Origin of the sequence: Corynebacterium sp. S5S1 (assembly GCF_001913985.1) — a bacterium.
Taxonomy (GTDB): domain Bacteria; phylum Actinomycetota; class Actinomycetes; order Mycobacteriales; family Mycobacteriaceae; genus Corynebacterium; species Corynebacterium marquesiae.
Genome location: NZ_MKXT01000001.1, coordinates 81964 through 107089, shown reverse-complemented (window position 1 = coordinate 107089; position 25126 = coordinate 81964). Strand labels below are relative to the sequence as shown.

22 protein-coding genes and 1 pseudogene are annotated in these 25126 nt (G+C 61.9%); 10 read left to right on the top strand and 13 right to left on the bottom strand.

Annotated elements, in window-relative coordinates:
• The first annotated feature begins 55 nt into the window (after nucleotides 1–55).
• The gene (gene brnQ / locus BKN05_RS00520) at nucleotides 56–1456 is read left to right on the top strand and encodes a branched-chain amino acid transport system II carrier protein (protein ID WP_286687644.1); all 1401 of its coding nucleotides are present in this window, start codon (nucleotides 56–58) and stop codon (nucleotides 1454–1456) included.
• A gap of 186 nt (nucleotides 1457–1642) precedes the next feature.
• Nucleotides 1643–2662, top strand: a complete 1020-nt coding sequence (locus tag BKN05_RS00515; RefSeq protein WP_286687643.1) for an LLM class flavin-dependent oxidoreductase — start codon at nucleotides 1643–1645, stop codon at nucleotides 2660–2662.
• Here the strand turns inward: BKN05_RS00515 and BKN05_RS00510 are convergent.
• Nucleotides 2659–3195 carry a hypothetical protein gene (locus BKN05_RS00510; protein ID WP_286687642.1) on the bottom strand — a complete coding sequence of 179 codons (537 nt, stop codon included), beginning with the start codon at nucleotides 3193–3195 and terminating at the stop codon, nucleotides 2659–2661. The genes BKN05_RS00515 and BKN05_RS00510 overlap by 4 nt on opposite strands.
• Before the next feature lie 202 nt (nucleotides 3196–3397).
• Between BKN05_RS00510 and BKN05_RS00505 the strand changes: the two genes are divergently transcribed.
• The 6 genes from BKN05_RS00505 (at nucleotide 3398) to BKN05_RS00480 (ending at nucleotide 10778) form a co-directional block, all read left to right on the top strand.
• Nucleotides 3398–4162 carry a GntR family transcriptional regulator gene (locus BKN05_RS00505; protein ID WP_049378517.1) on the top strand — a complete coding sequence of 255 codons (765 nt, stop codon included), beginning with the start codon at nucleotides 3398–3400 and terminating at the stop codon, nucleotides 4160–4162.
• 39 nt (nucleotides 4163–4201) lie between these two features.
• Nucleotides 4202–5782, top strand: a complete 1581-nt coding sequence (locus tag BKN05_RS00500; protein WP_286687641.1) for an ABC transporter substrate-binding protein — start codon at nucleotides 4202–4204, stop codon at nucleotides 5780–5782.
• Nucleotides 5779–6747 (top strand): ABC transporter permease, encoded by a 969-nt coding sequence (locus BKN05_RS00495; RefSeq protein WP_286687640.1) that lies wholly within the window; start codon nucleotides 5779–5781, stop codon nucleotides 6745–6747. Before BKN05_RS00500 ends, BKN05_RS00495 begins: the two co-directional genes overlap by 4 nt.
• Nucleotides 6747–7568 (top strand): ABC transporter permease, encoded by an 822-nt coding sequence (locus BKN05_RS00490; RefSeq protein ID WP_198491899.1) that lies wholly within the window; start codon nucleotides 6747–6749, stop codon nucleotides 7566–7568. The genes BKN05_RS00495 and BKN05_RS00490 overlap by 1 nt, the downstream gene beginning before the upstream one ends.
• Nucleotides 7565–9019, top strand: a complete 1455-nt coding sequence (locus BKN05_RS00485; RefSeq protein WP_286687639.1) for an ATP-binding cassette domain-containing protein — start codon at nucleotides 7565–7567, stop codon at nucleotides 9017–9019. Before BKN05_RS00490 ends, BKN05_RS00485 begins: the two co-directional genes overlap by 4 nt.
• A 67-nt stretch (nucleotides 9020–9086) precedes the next feature.
• Nucleotides 9087–10778, top strand: coding sequence for an FUSC family protein (locus BKN05_RS00480; RefSeq protein ID WP_286687638.1), 1692 nt, complete (start codon nucleotides 9087–9089; stop codon nucleotides 10776–10778).
• On the opposite strand, the gene thpR is transcribed toward BKN05_RS00480, so the two are convergent.
• The 3 genes and pseudogenes from thpR to BKN05_RS00465 form a co-directional block, all read right to left on the bottom strand.
• On the bottom strand, nucleotides 10775–11317 hold the full coding sequence (gene thpR / locus BKN05_RS00475) for an RNA 2',3'-cyclic phosphodiesterase (RefSeq protein WP_286687637.1): 543 nt from the start codon (nucleotides 11315–11317) through the stop codon (nucleotides 10775–10777). The genes BKN05_RS00480 and thpR overlap by 4 nt on opposite strands.
• A 3-nt stretch (nucleotides 11318–11320) precedes the next feature.
• Nucleotides 11321–11443 carry a hypothetical protein gene (locus BKN05_RS00470; RefSeq protein WP_255342548.1) on the bottom strand — a complete coding sequence of 41 codons (123 nt, stop codon included), beginning with the start codon at nucleotides 11441–11443 and terminating at the stop codon, nucleotides 11321–11323.
• 85 nt (nucleotides 11444–11528) lie between these two features.
• Nucleotides 11529–12912: pseudogene (locus tag BKN05_RS00465) on the bottom strand (YeeE/YedE thiosulfate transporter family protein).
• A gap of 172 nt (nucleotides 12913–13084) precedes the next feature.
• On the opposite strand from BKN05_RS00465, the gene BKN05_RS00460 reads away from it, so the two are divergent.
• On the top strand, nucleotides 13085–13465 hold the full coding sequence (locus tag BKN05_RS00460; protein ID WP_005324140.1) for a hypothetical protein: 381 nt from the start codon (nucleotides 13085–13087) through the stop codon (nucleotides 13463–13465).
• A 19-nt stretch (nucleotides 13466–13484) separates the two neighbouring features.
• On the opposite strand, the gene BKN05_RS00455 is transcribed toward BKN05_RS00460, so the two are convergent.
• The 6 genes from BKN05_RS00455 to BKN05_RS00430 all read right to left on the bottom strand — a co-directional run bounded on the left by BKN05_RS00455 (nucleotide 13485) and on the right by BKN05_RS00430 (nucleotide 19349).
• The gene (locus tag BKN05_RS00455; RefSeq protein WP_080970433.1) at nucleotides 13485–14138 is read right to left on the bottom strand and encodes a response regulator; all 654 of its coding nucleotides are present in this window, start codon (nucleotides 14136–14138) and stop codon (nucleotides 13485–13487) included.
• Nucleotides 14135–15346: a sensor histidine kinase gene (locus BKN05_RS00450; protein WP_286687636.1), complete on the bottom strand. Its 1212-nt coding sequence runs from the start codon at nucleotides 15344–15346 to the stop codon at nucleotides 14135–14137. The genes BKN05_RS00455 and BKN05_RS00450 overlap by 4 nt, the downstream gene beginning before the upstream one ends.
• A gap of 66 nt (nucleotides 15347–15412) precedes the next feature.
• The gene (locus BKN05_RS00445) at nucleotides 15413–16078 is read right to left on the bottom strand and encodes a response regulator (protein WP_049378508.1); all 666 of its coding nucleotides are present in this window, start codon (nucleotides 16076–16078) and stop codon (nucleotides 15413–15415) included.
• Entirely contained in the window at nucleotides 16075–16686 is a 612-nt protein-coding gene (locus BKN05_RS00440; RefSeq protein WP_286687635.1) for a hypothetical protein, read from the bottom strand. Before BKN05_RS00440 ends, BKN05_RS00445 begins: the two co-directional genes overlap by 4 nt.
• Nucleotides 16683–17930, bottom strand: a complete 1248-nt coding sequence (locus BKN05_RS00435) for a sensor histidine kinase (RefSeq protein WP_286687634.1) — start codon at nucleotides 17928–17930, stop codon at nucleotides 16683–16685. Before BKN05_RS00435 ends, BKN05_RS00440 begins: the two co-directional genes overlap by 4 nt.
• A 42-nt stretch (nucleotides 17931–17972) precedes the next feature.
• A complete protein-coding gene (locus BKN05_RS00430; RefSeq protein WP_286687633.1) occupies nucleotides 17973–19349 on the bottom strand; it encodes a M20 metallopeptidase family protein in 1377 nt (458 codons plus the stop codon).
• Between the two features lie 156 nt (nucleotides 19350–19505).
• Here BKN05_RS00430 and BKN05_RS00425 point away from each other — a divergent pair, with 156 nt between their 5' ends.
• Complete coding sequence (locus BKN05_RS00425; protein WP_286687632.1) at nucleotides 19506–20495, top strand: HNH endonuclease signature motif containing protein; 990 nt, start codon at nucleotides 19506–19508, stop codon at nucleotides 20493–20495.
• Nucleotides 20496–20571: 76 nt separating this feature from the next.
• On the opposite strand, the gene efeB is transcribed toward BKN05_RS00425, so the two are convergent.
• Genes efeB through BKN05_RS00410 form a run of 3 tightly spaced genes read right to left on the bottom strand, consistent with a single transcriptional unit; the run spans nucleotide 20572 to nucleotide 24980 of the window.
• Nucleotides 20572–21855: an iron uptake transporter deferrochelatase/peroxidase subunit gene (gene efeB, locus BKN05_RS00420; RefSeq protein WP_286687631.1), complete on the bottom strand. Its 1284-nt coding sequence runs from the start codon at nucleotides 21853–21855 to the stop codon at nucleotides 20572–20574.
• Complete coding sequence (locus tag BKN05_RS00415) at nucleotides 21855–23012, bottom strand: EfeM/EfeO family lipoprotein (protein WP_286687630.1); 1158 nt, start codon at nucleotides 23010–23012, stop codon at nucleotides 21855–21857. The genes efeB and BKN05_RS00415 overlap by 1 nt, the downstream gene beginning before the upstream one ends.
• A 3-nt stretch (nucleotides 23013–23015) precedes the next feature.
• Nucleotides 23016–24980 (bottom strand): phospholipase C, encoded by a 1965-nt coding sequence (locus BKN05_RS00410; RefSeq protein ID WP_286687629.1) that lies wholly within the window; start codon nucleotides 24978–24980, stop codon nucleotides 23016–23018.
• Nucleotides 24981–25126: the final 146 nt, after the last annotated feature.

Here is a 25126-nt window from a genome sequence, read left to right as displayed (position 1 = left end):
GCGGAACGGGATCCTCATCGCATACTAGCTGTACATGGAAAATTAAGGAGCCACCATGGCTACCCCAGTTGCGTCACGCACCTCTAAGCCCGGCGCCACCATCGTAATTGCGTCGCTGATGCTGTTTTCGATGTTCTTCGGCGCCGGCAACCTCATCTTCCCACCCATGGTGGGCGTTTCGGCCGGCACCAATTTTTGGCCCGCTGTCCTCGGCTTCCTCGCCGCCGGCGTGCTCCTTCCGGTCCTAGCCATTGTCGCCGTCTCCATTTCTGGCCGCTCCGTGCGCGACCTGAGCTCCAACGGCGGCGCGCTTTTCGGCCTCGTTTTTTCTGTGATGGCCTACCTTGCCATCGGCGCCTTTTACGCCCTGCCACGCACCGGCGCCGTTTCTATGGAAACCGCCATCACCCCACTGCTGGGCTGGGAAGGAACCATGGCCAATGGCATCTTCAATGTGGTCTTTTTCCTCATCGCCCTAGCGCTGTCCTGGAAGCCGAATTCCATTATCGATACCTTGGGTAAGTTCCTCACCCCGGCTTTGGTGGCGCTGTTGGTTATCCTCATCGCCTTGGCAGCTTTCAACAATCCCCGCGATCCCCAGACCCCTACCACGGACTATGCTTCTTCCCCCATGGTCACCGGCCTTTTTGAGGGCTATAACACCATGGATGCCATTGCGGGCTTGGCCTTTTCCATCGTGATTGTTGGCTCTTTGCGCTCCAAGGGGTTTAAGACCAAAAAGTCCTTGGTTAACGGCACCATCACCGCCGCTCTGGTTGCTGGCGCTTTGCTGGCCGCCATCTATCTGGGCTTGGCGTGGGTAGGCCAAACCATTCCTAACGGCCAGTCCTATGAGTCAGGAGCGCCCCTGCTTGCCGACGCCGCAAATCTCACCATGGGCACCATCGGTCAAGCCGTCTTTTCTGCCATCGTCATCTTGGCCTGCATGACCACCGCAGTGGGCCTTATCACCTCCACCTCAGCCTTCTTCGAAATGCTTGTGCCCAAGGTGAAGTACCACGTCTGGGCCTGCCTCTTTACCGCACTGTCCATCCTCTTTGCCTTCCAAGGCCTGGATACAGTGCTCTCCATTGCAGTCCCCTTCATTACTTTCCTGTATCCGCCGGCTATCTCCCTTATCGCTCTCACCCTGATCCAGCCGGTGGTGAAAAAGTCCGTTGTCTTCTATTGGACCTACCGCCTGGCGCTGTGGGTATCGGTGCTGTGGTCGGCTCTGTCCGTCATCGCCGCCCAGGGCTGGGGCGCCGACGCGCTCGATCCCCTCTTGAGCTTGGCACCTGGCCAGGCCGTGGACTTGGGCTGGATTGTTCCTACCGCTATCGCGGCAGTCGTCGGCCTGGTTATCGATATCTCTACCAAGGCCGGCGAGAAGCACGCCGCTGCCAACCCACCGGCGGCAGAGCCGGCGGAGGCCGATGCCCTCGCTGAGTCTTAGTCTCTTAGCCCTGCCTTACCCCTCCCCTCCGCACATAACCACGGTGCCGAGGCGGAGGGGATTTTTATGTCAACAGGTCCCGGCGGCGATGCGGTATCGCCTCGCCCGGAATAGTCAGGTGGCGCGTACCGTTGGAAGAAGAGAACTTAGACAGAATTTTCCGAAAGCAAAAGGAAGGCTCCCCCCGTGACCGAACGCGCGCATCTTTCCGTCTTGGACTTCTGCACCATCTATGAGGGCGAGACTCCAGCACAATCCATCGCCCGCTCTGTGGAATTGGCACAGGAAGCAGAAAAGCTGGGCTATTCTCGCATGTGGTACACCGAGCACCACAATATGAAGTCCATCATGTCTTCTTCCCCGGCCGTGCTTATCGCCCATATCGGCGCAAAGACCGAGCGCATTCGCTTAGGCTCCGGCGGAGTGATGCTGCCCAACCACTCCCCTTATGTCATTGCGGAGCAATTCGGCACTTTGGAGGAGATGTACCCCGAGCGCATTGACTTGGGCGTGGGCCGCGCCCCCGGTACGGACATGAATACCCTCGGCCGCGCCCTGCGCCGCGACGCCCACTCTGCCGAACGCTTCCCCGAAGACGTCAAAGAGCTCAACTCCTACCTCGAGGGCAAGTCCTATATTCCGGGGGTCAGCGCCGTTCCAGGTGCCAATACCAACGTGCCGATCTATATTTTGGGCTCGTCCATGTTCGGCGCCTCGCTAGCCGCCAAGCTCGGCCTGCCTTATGCCTTTGCTTCTCACTTTGCTCCGCAGCACCTCGAGCAAGCTACCTCCTACTACCGCGAGCACTTCCAGCCTTCCGAGCGCTTTAGCAAGCCCTATGTCATCGCCGGCGTCAACGTCACCGCCGCCGATACCACCCAAGAGGCGCAGGAAGAATATGAGCGCGTGTGTTTCAACCGCGTCAAGGCCTTCGCCGGCCGCGGCAAGCACCTCACCGATGAGCAAGTAGAGCAGATCATCGGCTCGTACCAGGGCCAACAAATCCTAGACATGCTGAAGTACTCCGCCGTCGGCACTGCCGATGAGGTGGCCAGCTACCTCGATACCTTCCAGGAGCACGCCAAGGCCGATGAGCTCATGGTCTCGCTGCAGTCCAGCTCGCACGAGGGAGTAATCAAGAATATGCAGCTGCTCGCGCAGGGCTGGCAGCTCGATCCGGCACGCGTAGCTGGCACCCCGAGCTAGTCTTCGGCCCGCACCTGGCCTAAGTGATCGATGGGCACCTCGGGGAATCGTTCCCGGAGTTTTTCCTCGAGTTCCCGCGGGCCCAGATTCGCCTGCTCCGGCAATCGCGCCGAATACTGCTGCGCTTCGTCCAAGGTAGAAACGCGTACCCCACGCGGAATCAGGACAAGGAAATTTTGGCTCGGCTCGAGCGAATAGAACTGCATGCGCTCTAGCTCGGAGGCGGCGAAACTGGTCCGCTGGCGAGGTAAGGAAACTTCCTCGCCAATGCACAGCACCGGACGCGTCCTGCGCCGCCCTGAGACCACCACCGCCACCATGGCGCATAGCGCCCCGCCTAGTGGCATGAGCGCGGCAATGAGATAAACGAAGTGCAGGCGCGTACCAGCCGGTTCCTGCAGCGCCGAGTAAATAAGCACCCCACCGATTACAAGCAGGGCGACGGCGATGATGACCGCCACCGTTACCGCCTTGCCTAGGCGCACGCTGCCGCTGGCCGCGCGTACTTCAATCGTTTCGGTGCTCTCATCCACGGTCACTTAGCCTAGCGTGCTCGCCTACTAACTCGGCGCTGGTCGGACGGCGCGTGGCCTTTTCCTTTGCCTTCCCCTCGACCGGGCGAGGCACGCATGCTCGGTAGCTTCATTGCATTAGCGTGCCTTAGAAAAATGGCATAGCATTATTGTGTTTCGCTCCGCTGCGAAAAGCCCCGGAGAGACTAAGGACAAAGGTTGAATGAGCCCACGCGATAAACAGCAGCATAGAAAGATCGCTGACTACCTGCGAGAGCAGATCAGCTCTGGCGTGCTGCAACCAGGCGATTTTCTGCCTAGTGAAGCAGATTTATGCGAGAAGTTTTCCTCTTCCCGCGGACCCGTGCGCCAAGCAGTTGCGGCTTTGCGGGCCAAAGGGCTAGTTTCCTCCGGCCGCGGGCGCCGCTCCACCGTTTTAGCCTCTACCCAGGCAGAGCTTTTTGAATCCATCTATTCCATCTCCAGCTGGCTCAGCGAATATGACGTGGATCCACAACAGCACACCCTGTGGCTGGCTCGCCGCCGCGCGCCGCGGGATATCACCCGCTTTCTGCGCGTAGACCCAGAACAAAATGTCGTCTTCGTTCACCGCGTGCGCTATACCGAAGACCACCCCATTGCCATCGAGCGCATGTATTTCCCCATGGTGGTGGGAAAGCACATCCTAGACTTCGACGCGGATGCCGGATCTATTCATGCGCGCCTGCGCGACTGCGGCGTGGACTTTGATAATGTGCGCCGCGAACTCACCTTGGAAAAAGCCAGCGCCGAGGATGCTGAGGCGCTTGGAGTAGCCACTGGCACCCCGCTGTGGCGGCTCCAGATGGAAATATCCAACCACTCGGGCGAACCAGTCGAATTGGCGGTCTACCTCTACCGCGCGGACCGCATGAAGCTGGCGATGAATAGCGTACGTGGGGGTGTTTCACCCCTAGAAGTTATCCCCACACCAGGAAATTTTGCATAATTTTCACGGCAGCTATTCCCAGCGGCTACCCTGCTTTCTATGAGAAGATTTTGCGCCGGCAGGGCGCTGGGCAGCCTCGCCATGGCGGCCGCTGTCGGAAGCGTATCAGCGTGCTCGGCAGGTCATACCGCGGTGGTTGATACCTCCCAGGCAGCTAGCGACTCCGCTTCTACTTCCCTTACCGTAGCCTCCACCTCGGCGGCCACCTCGCTGGATTTCACCACTACCGGTGGTGCCGCCATCCCCGCCGTACTCATGGACAATGTCTACGAAACTCTCGTGCGCATCGATGAGGACGGTTCTATCACCCCGGGGCTCGCCACCTCGTGGGAGATCAGCGACGATGCCCGCAGCTATACCTTCCACCTGCGCAAAGGCGTCACCTTTTCCAATGGCGATGCTTTTACCGCCGAGACCGCGGCCTTTTCCATTAATTATGTGCGCGAGAAGTGGACCAACGGCATCGCCGCCGCCATGGATCCGGTAGCCAAGGCCACGGCCACCGATGATCACACACTCAAGGTGCGCCTCAAGCAGCCGTCGAATGGCTGGCTCTGGTCCATGGGCACAGCCACCGGCGCGATGATGACGCCTAATGGCATGGATAACCTCGCCGCCCAGCCGGTGGGTACCGGCCCCTATGAGGTTTCCCGCTTTGCGCCCTCGGAATTCGTTGAGCTGCACGTTCGCGACGGATATTGGGGAAGGCCGGCGGCACAGAATGTGACGGTGCGCTATTTCCCAGACACCATCTCCTCGGTCAATGCGCTGCAGGCCGGCGGCGTGGACGTGGTCTGGGGCGTGCAAAACCCGGAGCTTCTCGATGACGTCAAGGACGGCATCGCTACCGAGGTCGGCACCACCAATGGTGAGGTGTTGTTGTCCATGAATAATGCCCGCGCCCCATTCAACGATCCGCGCGTGCGCCAAGCCGTGGCCTATGCCGTAGACCGCAAGGCAGCCAATGACATTTTGTGGAATGGGATGGCCAAGGACACCGGCGGCGCACCGATCCCGCCTACGGATCCGTGGTTCGAGGGTAAGCACTACTACGACCACGACCCAGAAAAGGCCCGCAGGCTGCTCACGGAGGCCGGCGCAGAAGGGGCCGAAATCACGCTGACCACGCCGACGCTGCCCTATGCCCAGACCGTCGCCGAGCTGCTGTACTCGCAGCTTACTGAGGTTGGTTTTAAGGTGACGCTGGAATCCGCCGAATTCCCGGCCGTGTGGCTAGGCCAGGTGATGGGAGCAAAGGACTATCAGATGTCGCTCATCTCCCACGTGGAGCCGCGCGATGTGCCCACCTTGTTCGGCGATCCGGATTATTACCTCAACTACGATTCCCCGCGCACCCGCGAGCTTTTGGCCCAGGCCGATTCCGCACCCGAGAAGGACTACCCCAAGCTCATGGCGCAGGCCGTGGATCAGATCATGGCTGATGCTGGCGCGCTGACTTTGATGAATATGCCCAATATCGTGCTCACCCGCGCCGGCGTGCGCGGATTGCATCCGGATCAGGTCACCGACGCGCTCATCCTGCGCGACCTGACTTCTGCCGACGCGGACGTGGACGCCAAAGCTGCCGCTGCAGATAACATCGAAAAGGAGGCCCGATGAGTTGCCTTCGCAATACTGGGCGCGCCATCGTGCGTCCGCTGCTGCGCTTTGCGTTAACACTCTTTGCCGCCTCCATCATCATCTTCGCGCTCATGCGCGCGGTGCCAGGCAACCCGGCGCGGGTGGCGCTGGGAGTGAATGCGACCGAAGAGGCCGTCGACGAGCTCAGCTCTGAGCTGGGACTGGACCGCCCGCTGCTCACGCAATATTGGGAGTGGATAAAAGGCCTATTTACCGGCAGTTTTGGGCAGTCTTTGTCCTCGCAGCAGGATATTACGCCGCTGGTGCTGGACCGCGTCCAGGTCACGCTCATCCTCATTGGCCTGGCGATGCTGCTTGCGCTGGCCGGGGCCATCCCGGTGGGCATGTGGCTGGCACTGCGCAACCGTACCCGCGGCGCGGATGTGGTTTCGGCCGGCACGCAGCTGGGCATTGCGGTGCCCAGCTTCCTCCTCGGCATCATTCTGGTGGCCATCTTTGCCGTCCATCTAGGCTGGCTGCCCGCCAATGGTTGGGTGCCGCCCAACCAGGGCGCGGGCGAGTTTATCCGCCACCTCATTTTACCGGTCATTGCGCTGGCCGTGGTGCAGGGTGCAATGCTGACGCGCTACGTGCGCTCGGCGGTGCTTGATGTGCTGAATCAAGACTATATCCGCACCGCCCGTGCGCTCGGCCAGTCCCCGTGGGAAGCGCTAAAGCGCCATGGCCTGCGCAATGCGGCGCTGCCGGTGCTTACCGTGGCCGGCGTGCAACTAACCACAATGGTCGTGGGTGCCGTGGTGATCGAATCCGTCTTTGTCATCCCCGGTATTGGTTCCATGCTCTTGGACGCGGTATCGGTGCGCGATCTGACCACGGTGCAAACCCTGGTCATGCTGCTCGTTGCCTTCGCCTTGGTGGTCAATGCCTTAACGGATGTGGCCTACCGATTCATCGATCCGCGCATCACGGCAGGTGAGAAATAATGAAGCTGCGTTTTTCTGGCTGGCTGGGAGCCATCCTCGTCGCCGCCACGGTGCTGGTGGCGCTACTTTCGCTGGTGTGGACGCCCTATGACCCGACGCTGGCGCACCCGGATGTGCGCCTTGCCGGTCCCAGCGCCGAGCACCTCCTGGGCACGGACCGCTTTGGGCGCGATACCGCCTCCCGCATCATGGCGGGAGCCCAGATTACGGTCTTTGTCGGGCTCATTGCGGTGGGTATCGCCGCCCTCGTGGGCGTTCCATTGGGCATCCTCGCCGGCATGCGTCGCGGCAGGTGGGTCGATGCGCTGGTGATGCGCGGCGCGGATTTGCTGCTTGCCTTCCCTGCCCTGCTGTTGGCGATTATTGCTGGCGCGGTCTGGGGCCCATCGACGCTTACGGCCATGATTGCCATCGGCATCGCCGGCATTCCCTCCTTTGCCCGCGTGGCGCGTTCGGGCACGCTGCAGGTTATCACGCAGGACTATATTTCCTCCGCGCGCATCTCCGCAGTGCCCGGCTGGAAGGTAGCGTGGCGCCATATCCTGCCTAATATTGCCGGACTGCTCATCGTACAGGCCTCCGTCTACTTCGCCCTCGCCATCCTGGCTGAAGCCGGCCTGTCCTACCTCGGCCTGGGCACTGCCCCACCGGCGGCCTCGTGGGGCCGGATGCTGCAAGATTCCCAGTCGCTGCTAGGCACCGCTCCCCTGCAGGCCTTCTGGCCGGGACTGGCCATTGCGGCGACGGTGCTGGGCTTTAACCTGCTTGGCGACGCCCTCCGTGACCTCCTCGATCCCCGCCTGAAAGGATCCGCGCGATGAGCCTGCTCCACGTAGATAACCTGACCGTCACCGCCCCCGGGTCCACCACTGCCCTTGTGGGGCCGCTTAACTTCGAGCTCGCGGCCGGTGAAAAACTCGGCATGATTGGTGAATCCGGCTCCGGAAAATCGCTCACTGCGCTATCCATCATGGGGCTTTTACCCGATGGGGTACGCGCGAGCGGCTCCGTCACCGTGGATGGCTACGAAGTAGTCGGCGCACGCGATGCCCGCATCCGCCCCCTGCGCGGGAAGACCATGGCCATGGTCTTCCAAGAACCGATGAGCGCGCTGGATCCGCTTATGCGCGTGGGCAAGCAGCTGGCTCAAGCCGGGGTGCGCGATGCCGCAACCGCTCTCGAAGAGGTGGAGCTTGATGCCGACATTGCCTCCCGATTCCCACATCAGCTCTCCGGCGGCCAGCGCCAGCGCGTGCTCATTGCCATGGCCATGGCCGGCCACCCCGATCTGCTCATCTGCGATGAACCAACCACCGCGCTGGATGCCACCACGCAAGATGGCGTGTTGCGCGTCATCGAGCGCGTAACCAAGGCTCGCGGCACCGCGCTGGTCTTCATCACCCATGACCTGGGCGTCATTCGCCGTATGTGCCCCAACGTCCTAGTCATGCACCAGGGCGCGGTGGTGGAATCCGGCCCCACCGAGCGCGTGCTTGCCCAACCCGAGCATCCCTATACCCGCACGCTCATCTCCTCCTCGCGGCCGCCGGAACTTAGCCTTTCTCGGGCCACGGCGGAAGATGCGTTGGTGACGCTACGCGGGGTCAGCAAGGTCCACGGCGCACATGCAGCACTCGATGGCATCGATCTGCGCGTGCACCACGGCGAGCGTCTGGGCATCGTGGGCGGATCCGGTTCAGGCAAGACCAGCCTGCTCAAACTCATCGCCGGGCTCGACCAGCCCACGAGCGGTGACATCGACGTCCGCGGTCGTGTGCAGATGGTCTTCCAAGACCCACAAGGCTCGCTCAACCCGCGCCTGAAAATCTGGAAATCCATCGCAGAGGCCATCCCTGGCAATCCCGGCAAGGCCGACAAGCGCGCTCGCGCGGCGGCCGCGCTCGAGGAGGTCGGGCTGCCATCCGAGAGCCTCGATCGCTTCCCGCACGAGTTCTCCGGTGGCCAGCGCCAACGCATTTCCATCGCCCGCGCGCTGTGCGGCGAGCCGGATATCTTGCTGGCCGATGAAGCCGTCTCTGCCCTCGATATGTCGGTGCGCGCACAGGTGCTGGAGTTATTGGCGGGGGTCATCGCCAAGCGCAAGCTCACCCTGCTCTTTGTCACCCACGATCTCGCGGTGGTGCGCCACCTGTGCGAGAGCGTTGCGGTCCTTGAACGCGGCCGGCTCATCGAGCACGGAGCGACCGACTCCGTGTGGGCCTCGCCCAGCACGGACTACACGCGCCGGCTCATCGCGGCCGCCGACATGTAAAGCGGGTGGCTTCGGGCGTAAGGTAGTCGGGTCAGATAACTCCGCCGAGAAAGGATCCTGCTGCTCCGTGGCCACCCAGCTTGACTATCCCATCCCGCAGCGCCCCAGCACCACCCAATTGCTCACCGCGTTTAATAGCGCCTCGGTGCGCTGGCCCGGTGCGCTGCGCGCGGGCTTGGCGATTCTCTTGCCCGGCGCCATCGCGCTGCTGACCGGCCACGACTACGCCATCCTGCTTATTTCCACTGGCGCGTTCACCGTCATCTTTGGCGAGGGCCACCCTTATCGCACCCGCCCGCGCGTTATGCTCACCGCCGGCACCGCACTCATTACCGTCGCGGCCGTGGGCGTGCTGGTAGGCCACCTCATCTTTGCGCCTGGCCACGGCCATTGGTGGCTGCTGCTGGCGGGCCTGTACACCACGGCATTGGCTGCCGTGTGCGGCTTTGCCCAAAATGCCCTGCGCTTGCCGCCGCCGGGCACCTTCTTCTTGGTCATGGTCGGCGGCGGTTCGGTGATGCTTGCGCGCACCGATGTCACCGTGGGCCAGCTGCTCTTTTGGGCGCTGACCGGCATGGTAGCCAGCCTCGTGCTCGGCATGGCGCCGGCCCTTATTGACGCTCACGGCCCCGAGCGCCGCGCGGTTGCCGCACTCGAAAAGGCCGCGGCCGCCTTCAAGGATGGCCGCGACGATTCCTTGGCCCGCCACCACCAGGCGCAGACCGCGCTCTTTGCTGCCTGGCAGGCGCTTTCCGACGCCCACATTATCCGCGGCGGCCGCATCATCGACCCCCAAGGCGCCCACCTAGTGGAGCGCGCCCTCGCAGCCCAGCACACCATCGTGGCGCATAACCGCGCCTTGGATTTAGGCTCCGATTCGGATCAGCTCACCGATAATGTCACCGACGTCGATCCGGATCGCACCGCCATCCCGCACACCCGCCCCACCGGCCGCTACCGCTTGTATCGCGCCGCGGTCCGGGATTCGCACGCCATGGTCACCACCCAAAAGATTGTCCTCTCCGCGGCCATTACCGTGCTGGTGGGTCTCTCCCTCGGCTTCGACCGCCCAGACTGGGGCGTGGTCTCTGCTTTCCTCATGCTGCAATGGGGACCCGACCATGTACCGGGTACTGTCCGCGGCATCCACCGCATGCTCGGCTCTGTCGTCGGCGTACTGCTGTTTTCTATCCTCCATTACTTTGGCATCAGCGGCTGGACGCTCCTGCTCGCGCTGGCCGCGTGCCAATTCTGTGCCGAAATCTTCGTGGCGAAGAACTACGCCATCTGCGTTATCTTCTCCACCCCGCTCGCCCTCCTCATGGGCAACTCCGCCACCCGGCCCCTGTGGCCCACCATCCAGGCTCGCTGCGGCGAGATCGTCCTATCTATCCTCATCGCCACCGCGGTGCTGTGGCTATGGCAGCGCAGCGCCCCCGTGCGCAATCAGGCCCGCCTGCAGGTCCGCGCGATGGAGTCCATGGCCACCCTGCTCGGCCTGCTCTTTGTTAATACCCCAGATGCCGTGCTGTCCGCGCGCCGCGACCTGCAATACGAGCTGCTCTCGGAGCGCCGCGCCATCCAGTCCCTCGCCGTGGATAACCCCGATACTGTGCGCCAATTCTGGGCACGGCACATTGCCGTACAACACGCCGGCTACTTCCTGCTAGATTTCTGCACCACCCACCCAGACCGCACCGCTACCCGCGCGGAGCTCGATTCCCTGGTGCACGAAGTCCGTGCGGCCCGCGCCGCCTAAAACAGCGGATACTCCTCCATCACCTCGTAGCGCGGCCCGCCGCCACGGCCCTCACCGAGGTGGGATTGCATCAGACACAGGCGGTCGGCGCGAAAATCCGGTCCCCGATACACCGATAACGCGCGCACATAATCCGCCAGCGCCCACGGCTCACGGGTCCGCCGGCCGGCACGCGCGACGGTGAGGTGGGGGCGGTGGTGGCTAAAGGGGACGTCGGCAAGCTGGCACTCCGCCATCAACTCCCGCACACCGCGCACCTGCCCGCCGACGCCCACCCACAGCGTGCGCTGCTCAAAGCTCCCCGCACCGCTTAAACACACATCCAACGCCGCGCGCCCTGCCACCGCGTGGGCTAGGTGCTCGCGCACCGCCGCGGCATCATTGGGCTGATCGCCATAAAACGCCATGGTCAGATGCCAATTATCCGGATCCGTCCAGCGCAGCTCATTAGTAGTTGCCGCGTGGATGGGCCGCAGCGTATGCACCAAATGCTCGCGCGCGGCGGCCGAGGGCAATAGCGCAGCAAAGACGCGGATCATGGCCTAGCTGGCATAGACATTGAGGCGCAGTTCCGCGTCCAGCAGGTGTTCTTCCTCGCGCTCAAAGACGGCGAAGGCATGCAAAATATCCGCAACAGCGGTGGAATTATCATCAAACTCGGGCATGCGATATCTTCTTTCAAACCACAAAGGAGGCACAAGAATCACGCTCGATTCTTCTGCCTCCACATAGTAGCTGACAATGATGTAATTATCCGCCCTTGACCACCGTGACCTGCCAACCAGCATCGCCCGAGCGATGGAAATCACGAATCTTGTGGCCCTCATCGGCCGCCCACTGCGGAATGGATTCGGTGGCCTGGGTGCAGTCAAAGTCAATAACCAGCGCCTCGCCCGGCTCCAGCTCCGCCATGACCTGCTTGGCCTCAATCAGCGGGAACGGGCACACCGCGCCAAGGGTATCGAGCGCATAGCGCCCGCCGCCCAGCGCGCGGGCCTTGTCCTTCGCCTGCGGCTTGGTCTTGAGAGCTACTGCCCCGGTGGCAGTGGCAAAGCTCGGCAGCACCTTATCCTCGGCGGCGACCGCAGAGTTATCCACGGATTCCTCGGTGGAGTAGGTCTGCGGCTGCTGCGGCTCACTCTTGGGTTTCAGCCACAGGCGCGCGCCCGCGCCGACGCCGAGGGCCATAAAGAACAGCGCTACCCAGCCCTGGAAGCTAAACAGGGAGGTCTCCACCATGCCGTTGCCCACGGTGCAGCCGCCGGCCAGCGACGCACCGACACCCATCATGATGCCGCCCCAAATAGCGCGGGTCGCGGTCTGCGCATCTGGAACGCGCACGCGGAACTCACCGGCGGACTTGGCGGCGATAAAAGCACCCACCAATAGGCCGATGACCAACAGGGTGCCCCAGTTCATGCGCGCGGAATCACCAGTGGCTGCCCAACGCACGATGTCCGCGGTCGGTGTGGTGATGCCGAGGCCGCCATTGCGGCCAGCGTTGGCCGAAAGCACAAAGCCCACCGTGCCAATGATGCCAACGAGCACGGCCGCGATGTTCATGTTCAGCGGCTTGGCGTACCACGGCTGAACCAGGTCCACCTTGGGGCGGCCGGCGTCTTTGGCGCGATAGTGGCGCCACAGCAGGAAGGTCACGACCCACAGGACAGCCACCAGGATCCACGGCGAGATATGCAGCGCGCCGTGGATGGTGGTGACCGGGAGGGCTCCACTGCTTGAACCAGTCATTGGCACCAGACAGCGGGCCGGACTTCATGGCCGCGGCAGAAAGCCCATAAAACAGCAGCGCAATCCACGAGCCGACCAGGCCCTCGGCCGAGCGGTACCACGTGCCGGACGCGCAACCGCCGGACAAGATGATGCCGAGGCCAAAGATGAAGCCGCACACGATGACGGCTACCGGCTTGAAATCGCTAAATTCCGGCGAAAGCACGCCCGTGCCAATCAACAGCGTCAGGCCAAAGGCATGCACCGAAATCAAAATGAGCAGGGCGGTAAAGCCGCGCCAGGTCTTATTGAGGAAAATATCGCGCAGCATACCGGTTACGCAGAAGCGCCCGCGCTGCAGCACGGCGCCGAAAACGATGCCGGTGAGAAGTCCGGTAATAATCACTATTTCTCCTTGTTTCGAATCAAGGGCTTCAGCCTACGACACCTAAGACAGAATTGTCTATAATTGACGTACAACCCGGTTCTAGGGTGGCAGATTTCCGCGTTTCGGTCGGTCTTCCCTATGCCGCCTCAGGCCCCCAGCCGCTCCGGGCACGATTAAGGAGAATTAACCTATGGGCATCCCAGATGACGTAGTACTCGATGGATATACTCTCATCGAGCAACACGCAATCGACCACGAGTTCTTGCTGCGCGGCTCTCCGCTGGGCACCGAAACTCCCCTCCTCTTCGCCCTGACCATTGCGGGCGTACTGCTGGTTGCGGCGAGCTTCTTCCTCCGCGGAGGAAGCCGCGTCGCCGCCGGCCTGGTGGGCGCCATCCTCACGCTAACCAAGCTGTGGTGGATGCCCTTCGCGCTATGGCAGCAATTCGATGACGGCCAAGTATTCGGCTACACGCTCAAGTACTTCCCGCAGTACTGGCCGGTGGCGTCCCTTATCGTCGGCGTCATCGCGCTGGTGGGCCTAGCCTCCGCCATTTTCCGCCGGCCCTAGCGGCCCAGCCCAGCCGCGACTAGCCGCCGAGCACCGCAATCGCGATGTGCACCCGATTGGTGCCATCGATCTTGGCCAGGATGTGCTTCATGTGCGTCTTGACCGTGGTCAGGGAGATGAATAGCTGCTCGGCAATCTCGGCGTTGCTCAGTCCTTGGGCCACCAGCTGGGCAATTTCATTTTCGCGCTCGCTCAGCTCGGCCAGCCCGCTGGGCTGAATCATCTCTTGTTCCGGCTGCGGCGGCGTGGCTGCCAGCCCCACCAGGTTTTCTAATACCTTCGGGCTAAGCTGCTGCTGGCCTTGGGCCGCCGCTCTTACCGACGCCACCAGCGCCTCCGGCGCCGTCGTCTTCAACAAGAAGCCCACCGCCCCAGCGCGCAGGGCGTGCAGGATAAATTCGTCGGTATCAAAGGCGGTGAGCATCACCACCGGGATATCGCGCGCGCCGGCGAGCGAATGCAGTTGCGCCGTCGCCTCGATGCCGTCCATGACCGGCATGCGGATATCCATCAGCACCACATCCGGTTCCTCGCCCAGGATAAGTTCGATGCCTTCCTTGCCGTTGCCGGCCTCGCCGATGACGCTGATGCCCGGCGCGCCTTCCAAGATCATGCGCAGGCCGTGGCGCAGCAGCGGCTCATCATCGACGAGCACCACACGAATCTCACTCACTGTACTTCCTTCCTCGGCAGGCGCAACGTCCACGAGAAGCGTCCTTCCTCGTCGTTTACCTGCAGCGATCCGCCCACCACACTAGCGCGCTCGCGCATGCCGACGATCCCGTACCCTCCACTGTTCCCACTCCCCTTTTCCTTGGCCTGGGCTGTGGGGTTAGACATGGTGATAGACAGGGCGTCGGCAAGCGCGGCGATGGTGATGGTCACCGGCTTACCCGGCGCGTGCTTGCGGGCGTTGGTCAAGCCCTCCTGGACCGCGCGATTGAGCGCGTGGCCGGCCATGGTGCTCAGCTCCTCCAGCGATTGCGGCCCCGCGCCCGCCCGGTAGCGCACTTCCACCTCCATGCCCGCCTGGCGGGAACGCTCCACCAGCGATTCCACGCCCTCGCGCGGATCTATGCGCCCCTCGCTGCGCAGCGAGTGCAGCGCCTCGCGCAGATCCCCCACGGCGGCCTCGGCTTCATCGCGTATCGTGCGCGCAGATTTCCGCGTCTCTTCCGGATCTAGATCCTTGCGGTAGGCCAGCCCGCCCGCGTAGACCGCAATCATGCTCAGCCGATGCGAGAGCGTATCGTGCATATCCCGAGCAATCCGGTCGCGCTCTTCCTGCCGCGCGAAATTCTCCCGAGTGGCCATTTCCTCGTGCGTGAGCTCCGCCTGCGCCTGCAGCGCAATCGTGCGCTCTTTTTGGTTCGAGCGAACCAACCCGACGACTAAAACCACTACTGCTGGGAGGATGATGGCAATGAAAAATCCCAGCTTCCCGGGAGCATTAAGCCCTTCGCTTCGAGATAAATCGAGAGTGACCAACTCCGAGGCCACCATGGCCGCACATACCGTCGCCATCCACAACCGGCTGCGGCGCGAGGCCGCCGAAAACGCCGCCATCATTACCGAAGGCCGGAACTCGGCAATCGAAACCGTCGCCGAAATGATCGTCGCCGCTACCAACGCACTGCGCGGGCCGGGCTGTGCGCTGCGCGGGTCACGCTCTCGGGCGGCATGGCGGAGAGCAAGGGGCAATAAGATCCACGTGCCGACCATCACCGCGGAAAAAATAAACAGCCTTTCGGGCGATCCGTCGCTCTCGCTAAACCGGACGGAAAAGACGGCAAAATCGCCTATCACTGCCACCGCCGCAATGATGAGCTTCTGCCACATCGGGCGCTGGAACATCTCGTCGGATTTTCGGAACAACTTCATAACGCGCACCAGTCTAAGCCGACCCGCCGCCAGCGCGGTATCCCCCGCAGGGAGGATTCTCCGTCCTCAGCCACGCGCCTCTAAGACCATAATGGCGATGTGCACGCGGCTCGTGCCGCCGATCTTTTTCAAAATGTGCTGCATATGAGACTTCACCGTGGCCATGGACACCACCAGTTGGTCGGCGATGTCTTGATTATTCAAGCCCTGGGCCACCAGCTCGGCGATTTCGCGCTCGCGGGAGCTAAGCCTACCTAGGTGGTTGCGGGCGGTGCGGGCGTGGTGTGAATGGACGTCGGAAAGCGCGGGGCTTTGCATGCCCACCAGCTTGTCGACGACCTCTGGGCTCAACAGCGGCTGCCCCGCCGCGGCCGCACGCACAGCCGCCATGAGCGATTCCGGTGGCGTTGACTTGAGCAAGAACCCGGCCGCCCCGGCGCGCAGGGCCCGCAGGATGAAGGAATCGGTATCGAAGGCCGTGAGCATGATGATCGGCACTGTCTGGACGGACAGAATCTTCTCCACGGCGGCGATGCCATCCATGACCGGCATGCGAATATCCATCAGCACCACATCGGGCTGCGTATCGAGGACGGTAGCCACCGCGTCTCGGCCATTGCTCGCCTCGGCCACGACCTCGATATCGGGCGCGTTGGATAGCAGCAGGCGCAGCCCGCTGCGGACTAGAGCCTCGTCATCAACGAGCACTACGCGCAGGGCATCGGCCATCATGCTCCCTTTCCTACTGGTTGATTCCACCGTGCGCGCCAGAACTTCGACGCAACGGACGTATATGCCACTGTAAGTGCCATGAACATTGCCAGTGCTACCGGCACTATCTTGGCGTGGCCCACCACTACGCCGTTGAGGAACGAGGGCACGAGAATATCGTTTAGCTTTTCGAAGAATTTGGGGAAAAATTCGATGACTAGCGTGGCCGCAATGAATGTCAGCGCAGCCTGCAGGAACAACGTCCACAGGCTTATCCGGTGCAGCTGCTTATCGATGTCCGGCTTCCCCACCGCCGCAAACATCACCCTCGCGCCTTGCCCGCGAAACTCCGGCACGACGTAACCGCGGCGCTCCACCAGCTCGATGCGGTCTGTGTCTTCGGGCGCGTTATCGTCGCTGTGCCCGCGCAGGAATTCCAGGCTATAGGCCGAGTCATCGGTATCGGTATAGCTGAGCTTGCGCGAAGTTCCGTCAACGGTGGAGGTAAAAAGACTGCGCTGAAAGTCTAAGTATTTTCCCGTCCACCCCTCACGGGCCGTGGTTTCTTCTAGGTCGATGCGCATGAGCCCGTATTCGGGATGGCGCAGTTGCCAGCTCATCTCGCTCATTGCGCAGCCTCCTTGTGCGTTAGCGGTAGCTGGATACTCCAGCCGAATTCCTCGCCTTCCTTTCCTTTCGGACTTCCCTGGTTAGCCGCGATGCTCATGCGCCCGCCAGAAAGCTCCACACGCTCGCGCAGGCCCACCAGTCCGTAACCACCTGAGGTGTCCGCGCCATAGCCCGTGTCGGCTCCTGGGGTCCCGCGCGACACTGGGTTTCGCATCTCGATGTCCACCGCGCCGGACGTCTCGCGCACCGTGATGCTTACCGGCTGGCCGAGCGCGTGCTTGCGTGCGTTCGTCAGGCCCTCCTGTACTGCGCGGTGCACGGCGTGCTGCGCCATCGTGGACAATCCAGTAAAAACATCCGGGCCGGCACCGTCAGCGTAGGTCACCTTCACTTCCGTGCCGGCCTCGCGCGCGGCCGCGACCAGCTCCTCTAAGCCGCTGCGTGGATCCTGGGAAAGATCTTCGCGCAAGGCGCTTAGGACGGTGCGCAAATCCTCGACCGCGTTCTGGGCCTCCGTGCGGATGGTGCGCGCTGCGTCTGTGAACTCGGCCGGCACGCCCTCACGCGGATAGCTCAACGCACCCGCATGAATGGCCACAAGGCTCAGCCGATGCGAGAGCGAATCGTGCATATCCCGCGCGATATTCTCGCGCTCCTCTTGCCGCCCGCGTTCTACCTTGGCGCGCATCTCTTCGCGATTCATCCGGGCTTGTTGTTCCACTCGCCACCGCTTTTCGCGCGATTTGGCGCGCTTTTGGCCCACCAATAACCCCGCGACCATCACGACCACGACGAAGATGGCACCAACCCACCCGATCTCGTCCCAGCTCATATAGGGGTTGAAGATGGTATCAATCGCAAATGCCGCCACGAAGCACGCCACTGCGGCCACCGAGCGCGAGGTCGAGCGGCGCGAGACCATGGAAATAAAAGCCACGAGTCCACTTGCCGCGCCAAAATAGGAGCTAGACCCCAGCAGCACGATGCAGCCAGCGATGAAGCTGCGGGTGGAGCCGGCATAGTCGACGTCGGAAAGCTCGCGCGGCTGGTGCTCCAGGGCAAAGGGCAGGGCAATAATACCCAGCACGCCCACCGCAAACCCGGTGCAGATATAGGGCCCATACTCCGCAAACGACGGCGAATACTCCTCAATGTCGAGGTTCATCAGCACCATGCCGATGAGCCAATTCGCCACCGCGCAGGCAGCCACAATGCCCGCCGTGCTCCACTTCGTTCTGATCATGGCCTCAAGCTTAAGCCGGCGGCCATAGTCCCTAGGGATGAATTATTTTTGCACCCCGGCCGCATCGCGCATGGCCTTCGTCTGCGCGGACGGATGCTCATTTTCGGTGGCCAAGCGTTCAAATGCCACGGCCGCTAGCGCCGCGGACTGCATTCCCAACACCGAGTCATCGAAACGCATCATCGGTGAGTGGTTCCACTCGCGCTGATTTTCGGGCTTGTCCGGATTGGCCGTGCCCATCCACATAAACGTGCCCGGCACCTGCGCGAGGACATAGCCGAAGTCCTCGGAGGCCATCATCGGGGCATCGAACGGCTGGACGTTTTCAGTGCCAAACATCTGGCTCCACAAGGTGGCGGCGAACTGATTTTCCCGTGGATTCGTCTTGGTGGTCGGGTACAAAACCTCGAAATCCACCTGTGCGGTGCACCGGTGCGAAGCAGCGACGGAGCTGGAGACCTCCGTAATCATCTGCCGCACGGCGTCGATCTTCTCATCGCGCAGCACGCGCACCGTAGCACCCAAGGCCGCACGCTCCGGTATGGCGTTATACGCGCCGTCTCCCGCCCACAGGTTGGTCACGGTAATAACGATGGGCTCGAGCGCATCGAAGCGGCGAGTCAGCGCGGTCTGCAAAGACATCTGAATCTCCGCCAGCGCGGCCACCGGGTCGATGGCATCGTGTGGGCGGGAGCCGTGCCCGCCCTTGCCCAGCACAGTAATGGTCAGGTTGGACGAGCTAGCCATCATCGGGCCTGGCACGTAGTGGAAGGTGCCGCGGTCCTGCGGGCCAACGTGGAGGCCGTAGGCGGCAATGGGGCGTCGGCCAGCGGCGTCGAGAACGCCCTCTTCAATCATCGGCAACGCGCCGCCTGGGCCCTCTTCCCCGGGCTGGAACATAAAGGTGACATCGCCGTGCAGCTCCTCGCGGTGCTCGCACAGAATCCGCGCCGCGCCCACCAGTCCGGCGGTATGCAGGTCATGGCCGCAGGCGTGCATATAGCCATTCGTCGAGGCAAACGGGCTGCCGGTCTGCTCGCGCACCTCCAAGGCGTCCATGTCCGCACGCAAAAGCACCGACACCGGCCGCTCGCCGCGCTGACCGCCGCGCAGCACGGCCACCACCGAGCTCAGATCCTGGCCCACGTGGATCTCCAGCGGTAGGCCCTCGAGCGCTTCCAGGACCTTCTTCTGCGTGCGCGGCAAATCCAAGCCGATTTCCGGATTGCGGTGCAGGTCGCGGCGGAAGTTCTGCAGCTCCTCGAGCATCTCCTCGCCCATTTCCTGGAAGACCTCGGTGGCCATCCGCTCGCCAATGCGCGCCCGAGTCACCGGCAGGGGCGGCAGCTGCTGAGCCTGGCGCGGGGCGGCCAGACGTCCGGGGGTGGTGGGGCGAGTCCGCTTGGTCGGGTCAGTCATGGGGGCTCCTTTTCTCGCTTTCGCATTCGAGGGTACCGCAGGTTATCCACAGGCCGCCCGGCGGGTTCGGGGTTGGTGTGACAGGTGGGGCGAGTTATCCACAGGCTGGCGTGGGTGGGCTACCACGGTCTTGCGGGGTGACTTAGGCTCACCGGCATGACCCGCTTGCAGGACTACGCCCGCCAACTTGCCTCGCCGATGGAGCTTCTCGGCGAGGTCTCTGGCGCGCGCGAGGCCGACCTGCGCCGGCTGGGACTTCCCCGGCAGGAGGCCCGGAGCCTGCTTGCGCTTGCCGACGTCTACTTTGGCCCCACCTCCTTCACCCGCCGGCAGCGTTCGTGCCGGGCGACCAAGCATTGCTTGGCGACGTTGAAGATCATTGAAAAATACGTTTCGCGCACGAAATCCAAGCGGGATGCGTGGGCGCTGCGCGCTGAATTATGCGCGACCAACCAGGACGTGGAGCGGCTCGCGCGCACGCGATTGAAGGAGATGTATCCGCCGCGACAGCCGGAAAAGGGCGTGCGGATGACGCGGCGCAAGGGCGGCCCGTCGACGCTTTCGATTACCGGCGATTCCGATTTCATTGCTGACCTGCACGCCAGCATCAATGAGGAAAAGCCGCTTGATTCCGTGGAGAATATCTTCTTCCGCGGCGGGGCTACGGCGCGGCCTACTGCCACGACGGATATCATCATCCAGCTCGATGAATTGGATGAAATCTTAAGCGGTGGAGGCGAGGAAATCACGCTGCGGCTGACTAATGGAGCCGAAATCAGCGGCGCCCAGCTGGTAGAAAAGCGCTTGGCTGAATGCGGGCTCGTCACCCTCGTTCATCCTTATGAGGGAGCGGTAAACCTGTATCGCACCTCGCGGCATGCCTCGGAGAAGCAGCGGCTCATGGCGGGCGCGGAAAACCCCATCTGCCCGTGGGCCGAGTGCAACTATCCGGCAGATAAGTGCCAAATCCACCACCTGCAGGCATGGAAACACGGCGGCGAGACCAATATGGCGAATCTCAGCGTGGCGTGCCCGTATCACAACGGCGTCAACGACGACGATCCGCACGCGCCGCCGGTGCGCGGCCGGCTCGAGCGCCGGCAGGGCCGAATAGTCTGGGTCCCGCCGTGGACCAATTCAAGCTGAGCGCCCTGCCTCGCTATTTACGAACTCAGCTCACCCTGCACAGTTTTCGCATATACTGCAGGGCAGCGAAGCTTGCCTAGGCTTGGAGGAGCGAGCGGCCGAAGAAGTCGGAGTCGTCGGCAACGCCGGGCAAAGCATAGAAATAGCCGCCGCCGTAGGGGCGGATATAGTCCGCGAGCGGTTCGCCCTCGAGGCGTTTTTGCACCGTGATGAACTGACGCTCCAAGTCCTGCTGGAAACAGATGAAGACCAAGCCGACATCGAGGGTGCCGTTGTCACGCACTCCGTTGTCATAATTATAAGCGCGACGCAACATGAGCTGGTCGGAGGTTTCTGGCGTGCGCGGATTGGCGAGGCGAATATGCGCATCGGTAGGGATGACGTCACCGGTGGCATCGTCGAGGTAGTTCGGCTCAGCGTACTCGTCACCACCGGAAAGTGGGCCGCCGGTAGCACGGTCGCGGCCGAAGATTTGTTCCTGCTCGGCAATGGAGATGCGATCCCAGAATTCGGTATACATAGCAATCAGGCGAACCACCATATAACTGCCGCCGGCGGCCCAGTCTGGCTCGTCCGCGCCGGCCCACACCAGCTTGTCTTGATCCTCTTCGGCCGGATTGACGATGCCATCTTTGAACCCAAGATGATTTCTTTGGGTACCAGAAGGCCGCGGCTCGTTCATATAGCCGTTTTGGCGCCAGCGCACAGCGACGTCGCCGCGGGTGTGCCGAAGGATATCGCGCAACGCGTGAATGACGGTATCGTGCTGATCGGCGCAAATCTGCAAAGCTAGGTCGCCGTGGCACAGCTCGTCCTTCAAGGTGTCATCAGCGAAAGCCTGCATAGAGCTCAGGTGGCTAGGCTTGTGGGGTTTTAGGCCAAAGCGGTCGTCGAAAAGCGAATCGCCCACGGCAAGGGTTATGGATAGGCTATCGGTGGGAAGCTTTGGACCCAGCTCGCCGGAATCACCGGCGGGATAGGCTATGCCATCGGCCGCGGTGGCTCCGCCGGTGGTAAGAACGCGGGCGCGCTCGGTGATGGTACGAAACAGCTCTTCCAGGCGCGATTTTCCTGTGAACTGTATGTCGAGGGCGACGACCTCGGAATACTTTTGGGCTGGGTTGACAATACCCTGCTGGTGCTCGCCATGGAAAGGAAGATCGAGCGGGTCATCCGCATTGGTGCGCGGCGAAGGCACAGCGGGATCGGCCGAAGAATCCTTGCCATGCTTTGAGGAGCCGAAGGAGGAACCAGCAAAGCTTGACTGCGCGTTGGCTGCCGCGGCTGGGCCGGTAAGCGCGGCGGTTGCAGCAAGGCCAGAGAGAAAGGAGCGGCGGGAAAAATTAAACGGGCAGGGCACTAATCCATCCTTCTAATAACGGTCATCGTGGCGACCGGGGCAAGCAACTCATTAGCACGGGCAACGGCCGACTGCAGGCGCATCTGATCCTTTTGCGACCATTTGTCAAAAGCGGTGTCATACTTTTCATCGAATTCACCGGCGATCTTGTCGAGCTCATCCAGCTGGTCATAGATTGGCGCGGTATCCAACCCACGGCCCTCAACGAGGGAGCGGACGGCATCCAGTGTCAGCCGAGTGGAAGTAACATCGCCGCGCAGCGCGGTGGGCAGAGCATGAGCGCCGAAGTCACGCTCGCCACGCATGTCGAAGCGCTCAAATTCCTCCATCACCTCGTGGGTGCGCAGGCCGTAATCGGGTGCGGGAATGGCGAAGTGGGAGGTCTCGAGGGCACGGGCGGTTTTATCGACGGCGTCGGCAAGCGCGCGGGCAGGCTTGGCCGCATCCTTGACAGGACGCTTGGACCACAGCAGCTTTTCAACCTCCGCGTACCCCTCCAAGTCCGGCCCAGGCCACATTTCGCTGGAATCGTCGAAGGAGCGGTAGGTCTCGAGATAATCGAGGTAGGCCGCTCGGGCGGTGGGACGGTCTTTAGAGGTGGCATCGGCAAGAGCATGAGCCTTTTTCTGCAGCTCAGGAACGCGCTTTTTCTGCTCAGCTGCCTGCTGGATAGCAACGGCTGCGACCTCGCGGTCAGTAATAGGAACCATCTTGGGGGCTTCGGTGAAGGTGGAACCAGTGACCGTGAAATCATCAGACTTCACGGCCGAATCATTGTGGAAGACACAGGTGAGGTGGTAGGTGCCGTCCTGCAGCTTCGGGGCCCACGCGCGCTTGGCTGGAGTACCCACGCGCTCTAGAACTTGGTAGGCATTGCCCGCATCGTCTGCAACGTAGACGGTAAGCGCCAGTCCAGAGGTGTTATAGACCTTCCACTCCGCTTGCCTCTGGACTTTGTCGGGGGTAGGGCACGAATACACGTCGCGCACATTTAGCTGCGGTTCTTTCGGCTTCGCGCTTTTGCTTGTCGATGGCGCCGCCGACTGCGAGTCTCGGGAGCTGGAGCCGAAGGAGCTTAGGGAGCTTTGGGCTACAGCATTTGGGGATACGGCCGCGATGGCAAGCACCGCGGCCGTGGCGATGTGGAATGTCTTCATGGGTTAGAACGGGAGGTTAGGCAGTGGTGGGAGCTTGAAATCCTGCAGCTTTTTCAGGTCCAGGCCGGGGTGGCCATTCATGTACCAAGCTACGATGCCAGCGCCTACTCCTAGGGCAGTAAGGATGGCCGCAATGACGCCGCCCTTGGAAGAACCAGCAGAAGAATTGGAGCCCGAGTCGGCAGGCTTGTTCGTGTCAGGCCGCGGCTTGGACTCTTGGTACAACTTAGTGATGGAAGGCACGCCCTGTTCAGTAACCTTCGGGTCATTCATGTCCTCAACAACGTCCTTGAGGTTAGTGCCAGCGCGAGAGGAATTATCCACCTTTTCGATAGATGCGTAATCCTTAGCAACGGTGCCATCGGTCTCGTTCAGGAAGAGCTTCGGTGCCTTCTCGCCGGCGTTGAAGTCGAACATGTTGTTCAGCTCTCCGGCACGCTCGTCAAAGGCGATTCCACCCAGGCGGCCGAGGCCCCAATTGTCCTGGATGAACTTAGTGACGGAGGTCTGCTCGGTGTAGGTGGAATCGATGTGATTGGTCTTTGCGTACGGGGAAATGACCAACAGAGGCTGGCGGGTGCCTGGACCGCACTGGCCATGCTTATCGCCGGCGACGCCGACCTTCGCTGCGGCAGCGGTACAGATTTCCTTATCCTGGTGCGGATCGTTAGAACCGTTTAGGATTTCTGGGGCTTTGTGGTCATACCAGCCGTCGGAATCATCGTAGGCGATGACCACTGCGGTGGAGTCCCACTCTGGGGAGTTCTGCAGCTCGTTGATGTAGTGAGTAATGAAAGCCTGCTCGTCTAACGGATTGGAGTAGCCGGCGTGGCCGTCCTGGTAGTTCGCGGCCTTCAAGAACGACACGGCCGGCAGATTGCCCTGTTCGACTGCGGTGTCGAAATCCTTCAAGTCGTACTGATGGTTGGCACGATCGGTCTTGCCAATCATGTCATCGCTCGACGGCGCCAAATGGTGCGGATTCGCGGTGGAAGCGTAGTACTGGAACGGCTGGTGGTGCGGGTTATAGTCCGTCTTGTTCTGGCCGGTCAGCGTGGTGTGGGAGGCGCCGCAGCGTGCGCGAGCGTCGTCTGTAGCTTCCTCGGTTGGCCGGAAGCCGCCTTGGAACCAGCCCCAGGTGACGCCCTTGTCATTGAGCTGGTCACCGATGTTCTTGGAGTGCATCGCGGTGACCTGGTTGGTGCCGGCGGAAGAGTTATTCGAGCAGTCGTCGTAAAGCGGATCTGGGTCGCCGACAACAGTGGCGGTCTTGCCATCTTCGGATACCCCAGCGAGGGCGTGGTTCTTGCCAGGTTCGATCTTCTTTTGCTCACCAGTGGCTGGGTCATGCATGGTCCCGCCGGCCACAGTTCCGGAAATCAGATTCAGTGCTCCAGGGGTGGATGGGCCGAAGATGGTGGAGTAGCTATTGTCGTTCATCGCGAAGTTCTGCGCATAGTTCCACATACCGGTGACGGTATTGCCGTCGTAGTAACCCATGGTCATGCCTGGCACGGCGTAGTAACCGTTGGAGGATTTATCGATGTCGGTAGACACGGTCTCTGGGAACTTGTCCATCTTGCCGCCGTTGTACGCGGCCTGCTCATCGCCGTAGTGGTGATTCTGATCCGTGGTGACAGCGTGGTCTGGCCCGATGCGGAAGGGCTTGACGGAGTTGGGGTTCTTCTCCCCCATTACGCCATCGTTTTCGAGGTTGTTTGCTTTAGGGGTGTCCTTTTTGGCAGTGAACTTTGGGGCTTCTTTATCGCTGCCCTGCAGCTTCTCGCCGTCCTTGTTTAAGGCATTCGGATAGGTTCCGAAGTAGTGATCGAAGGAGATATTCTCCGAGTAAATGACTACAACGTGTTCAATCGGGGTGGTGGTGGCCGCCTGGGCGATGCCGGGGACGAGTGAAGTGGTGGCGGCTGCGGTAGCACAGACGGCCACAGCGCGAGAGCGAAGCTTCATGAAAAATCCAACCTTGGTCGAGAATTAGCGGGGCAGGTCGAAAGTGGCTGTGGCTCACCGGCGAGTCATCGGTCGCTTTCGAGTCGAGATTTAACGCCGCTAAAACATAAACCGCAACTAGTTAAAAAGGGCGCCCCAGCCGAGAG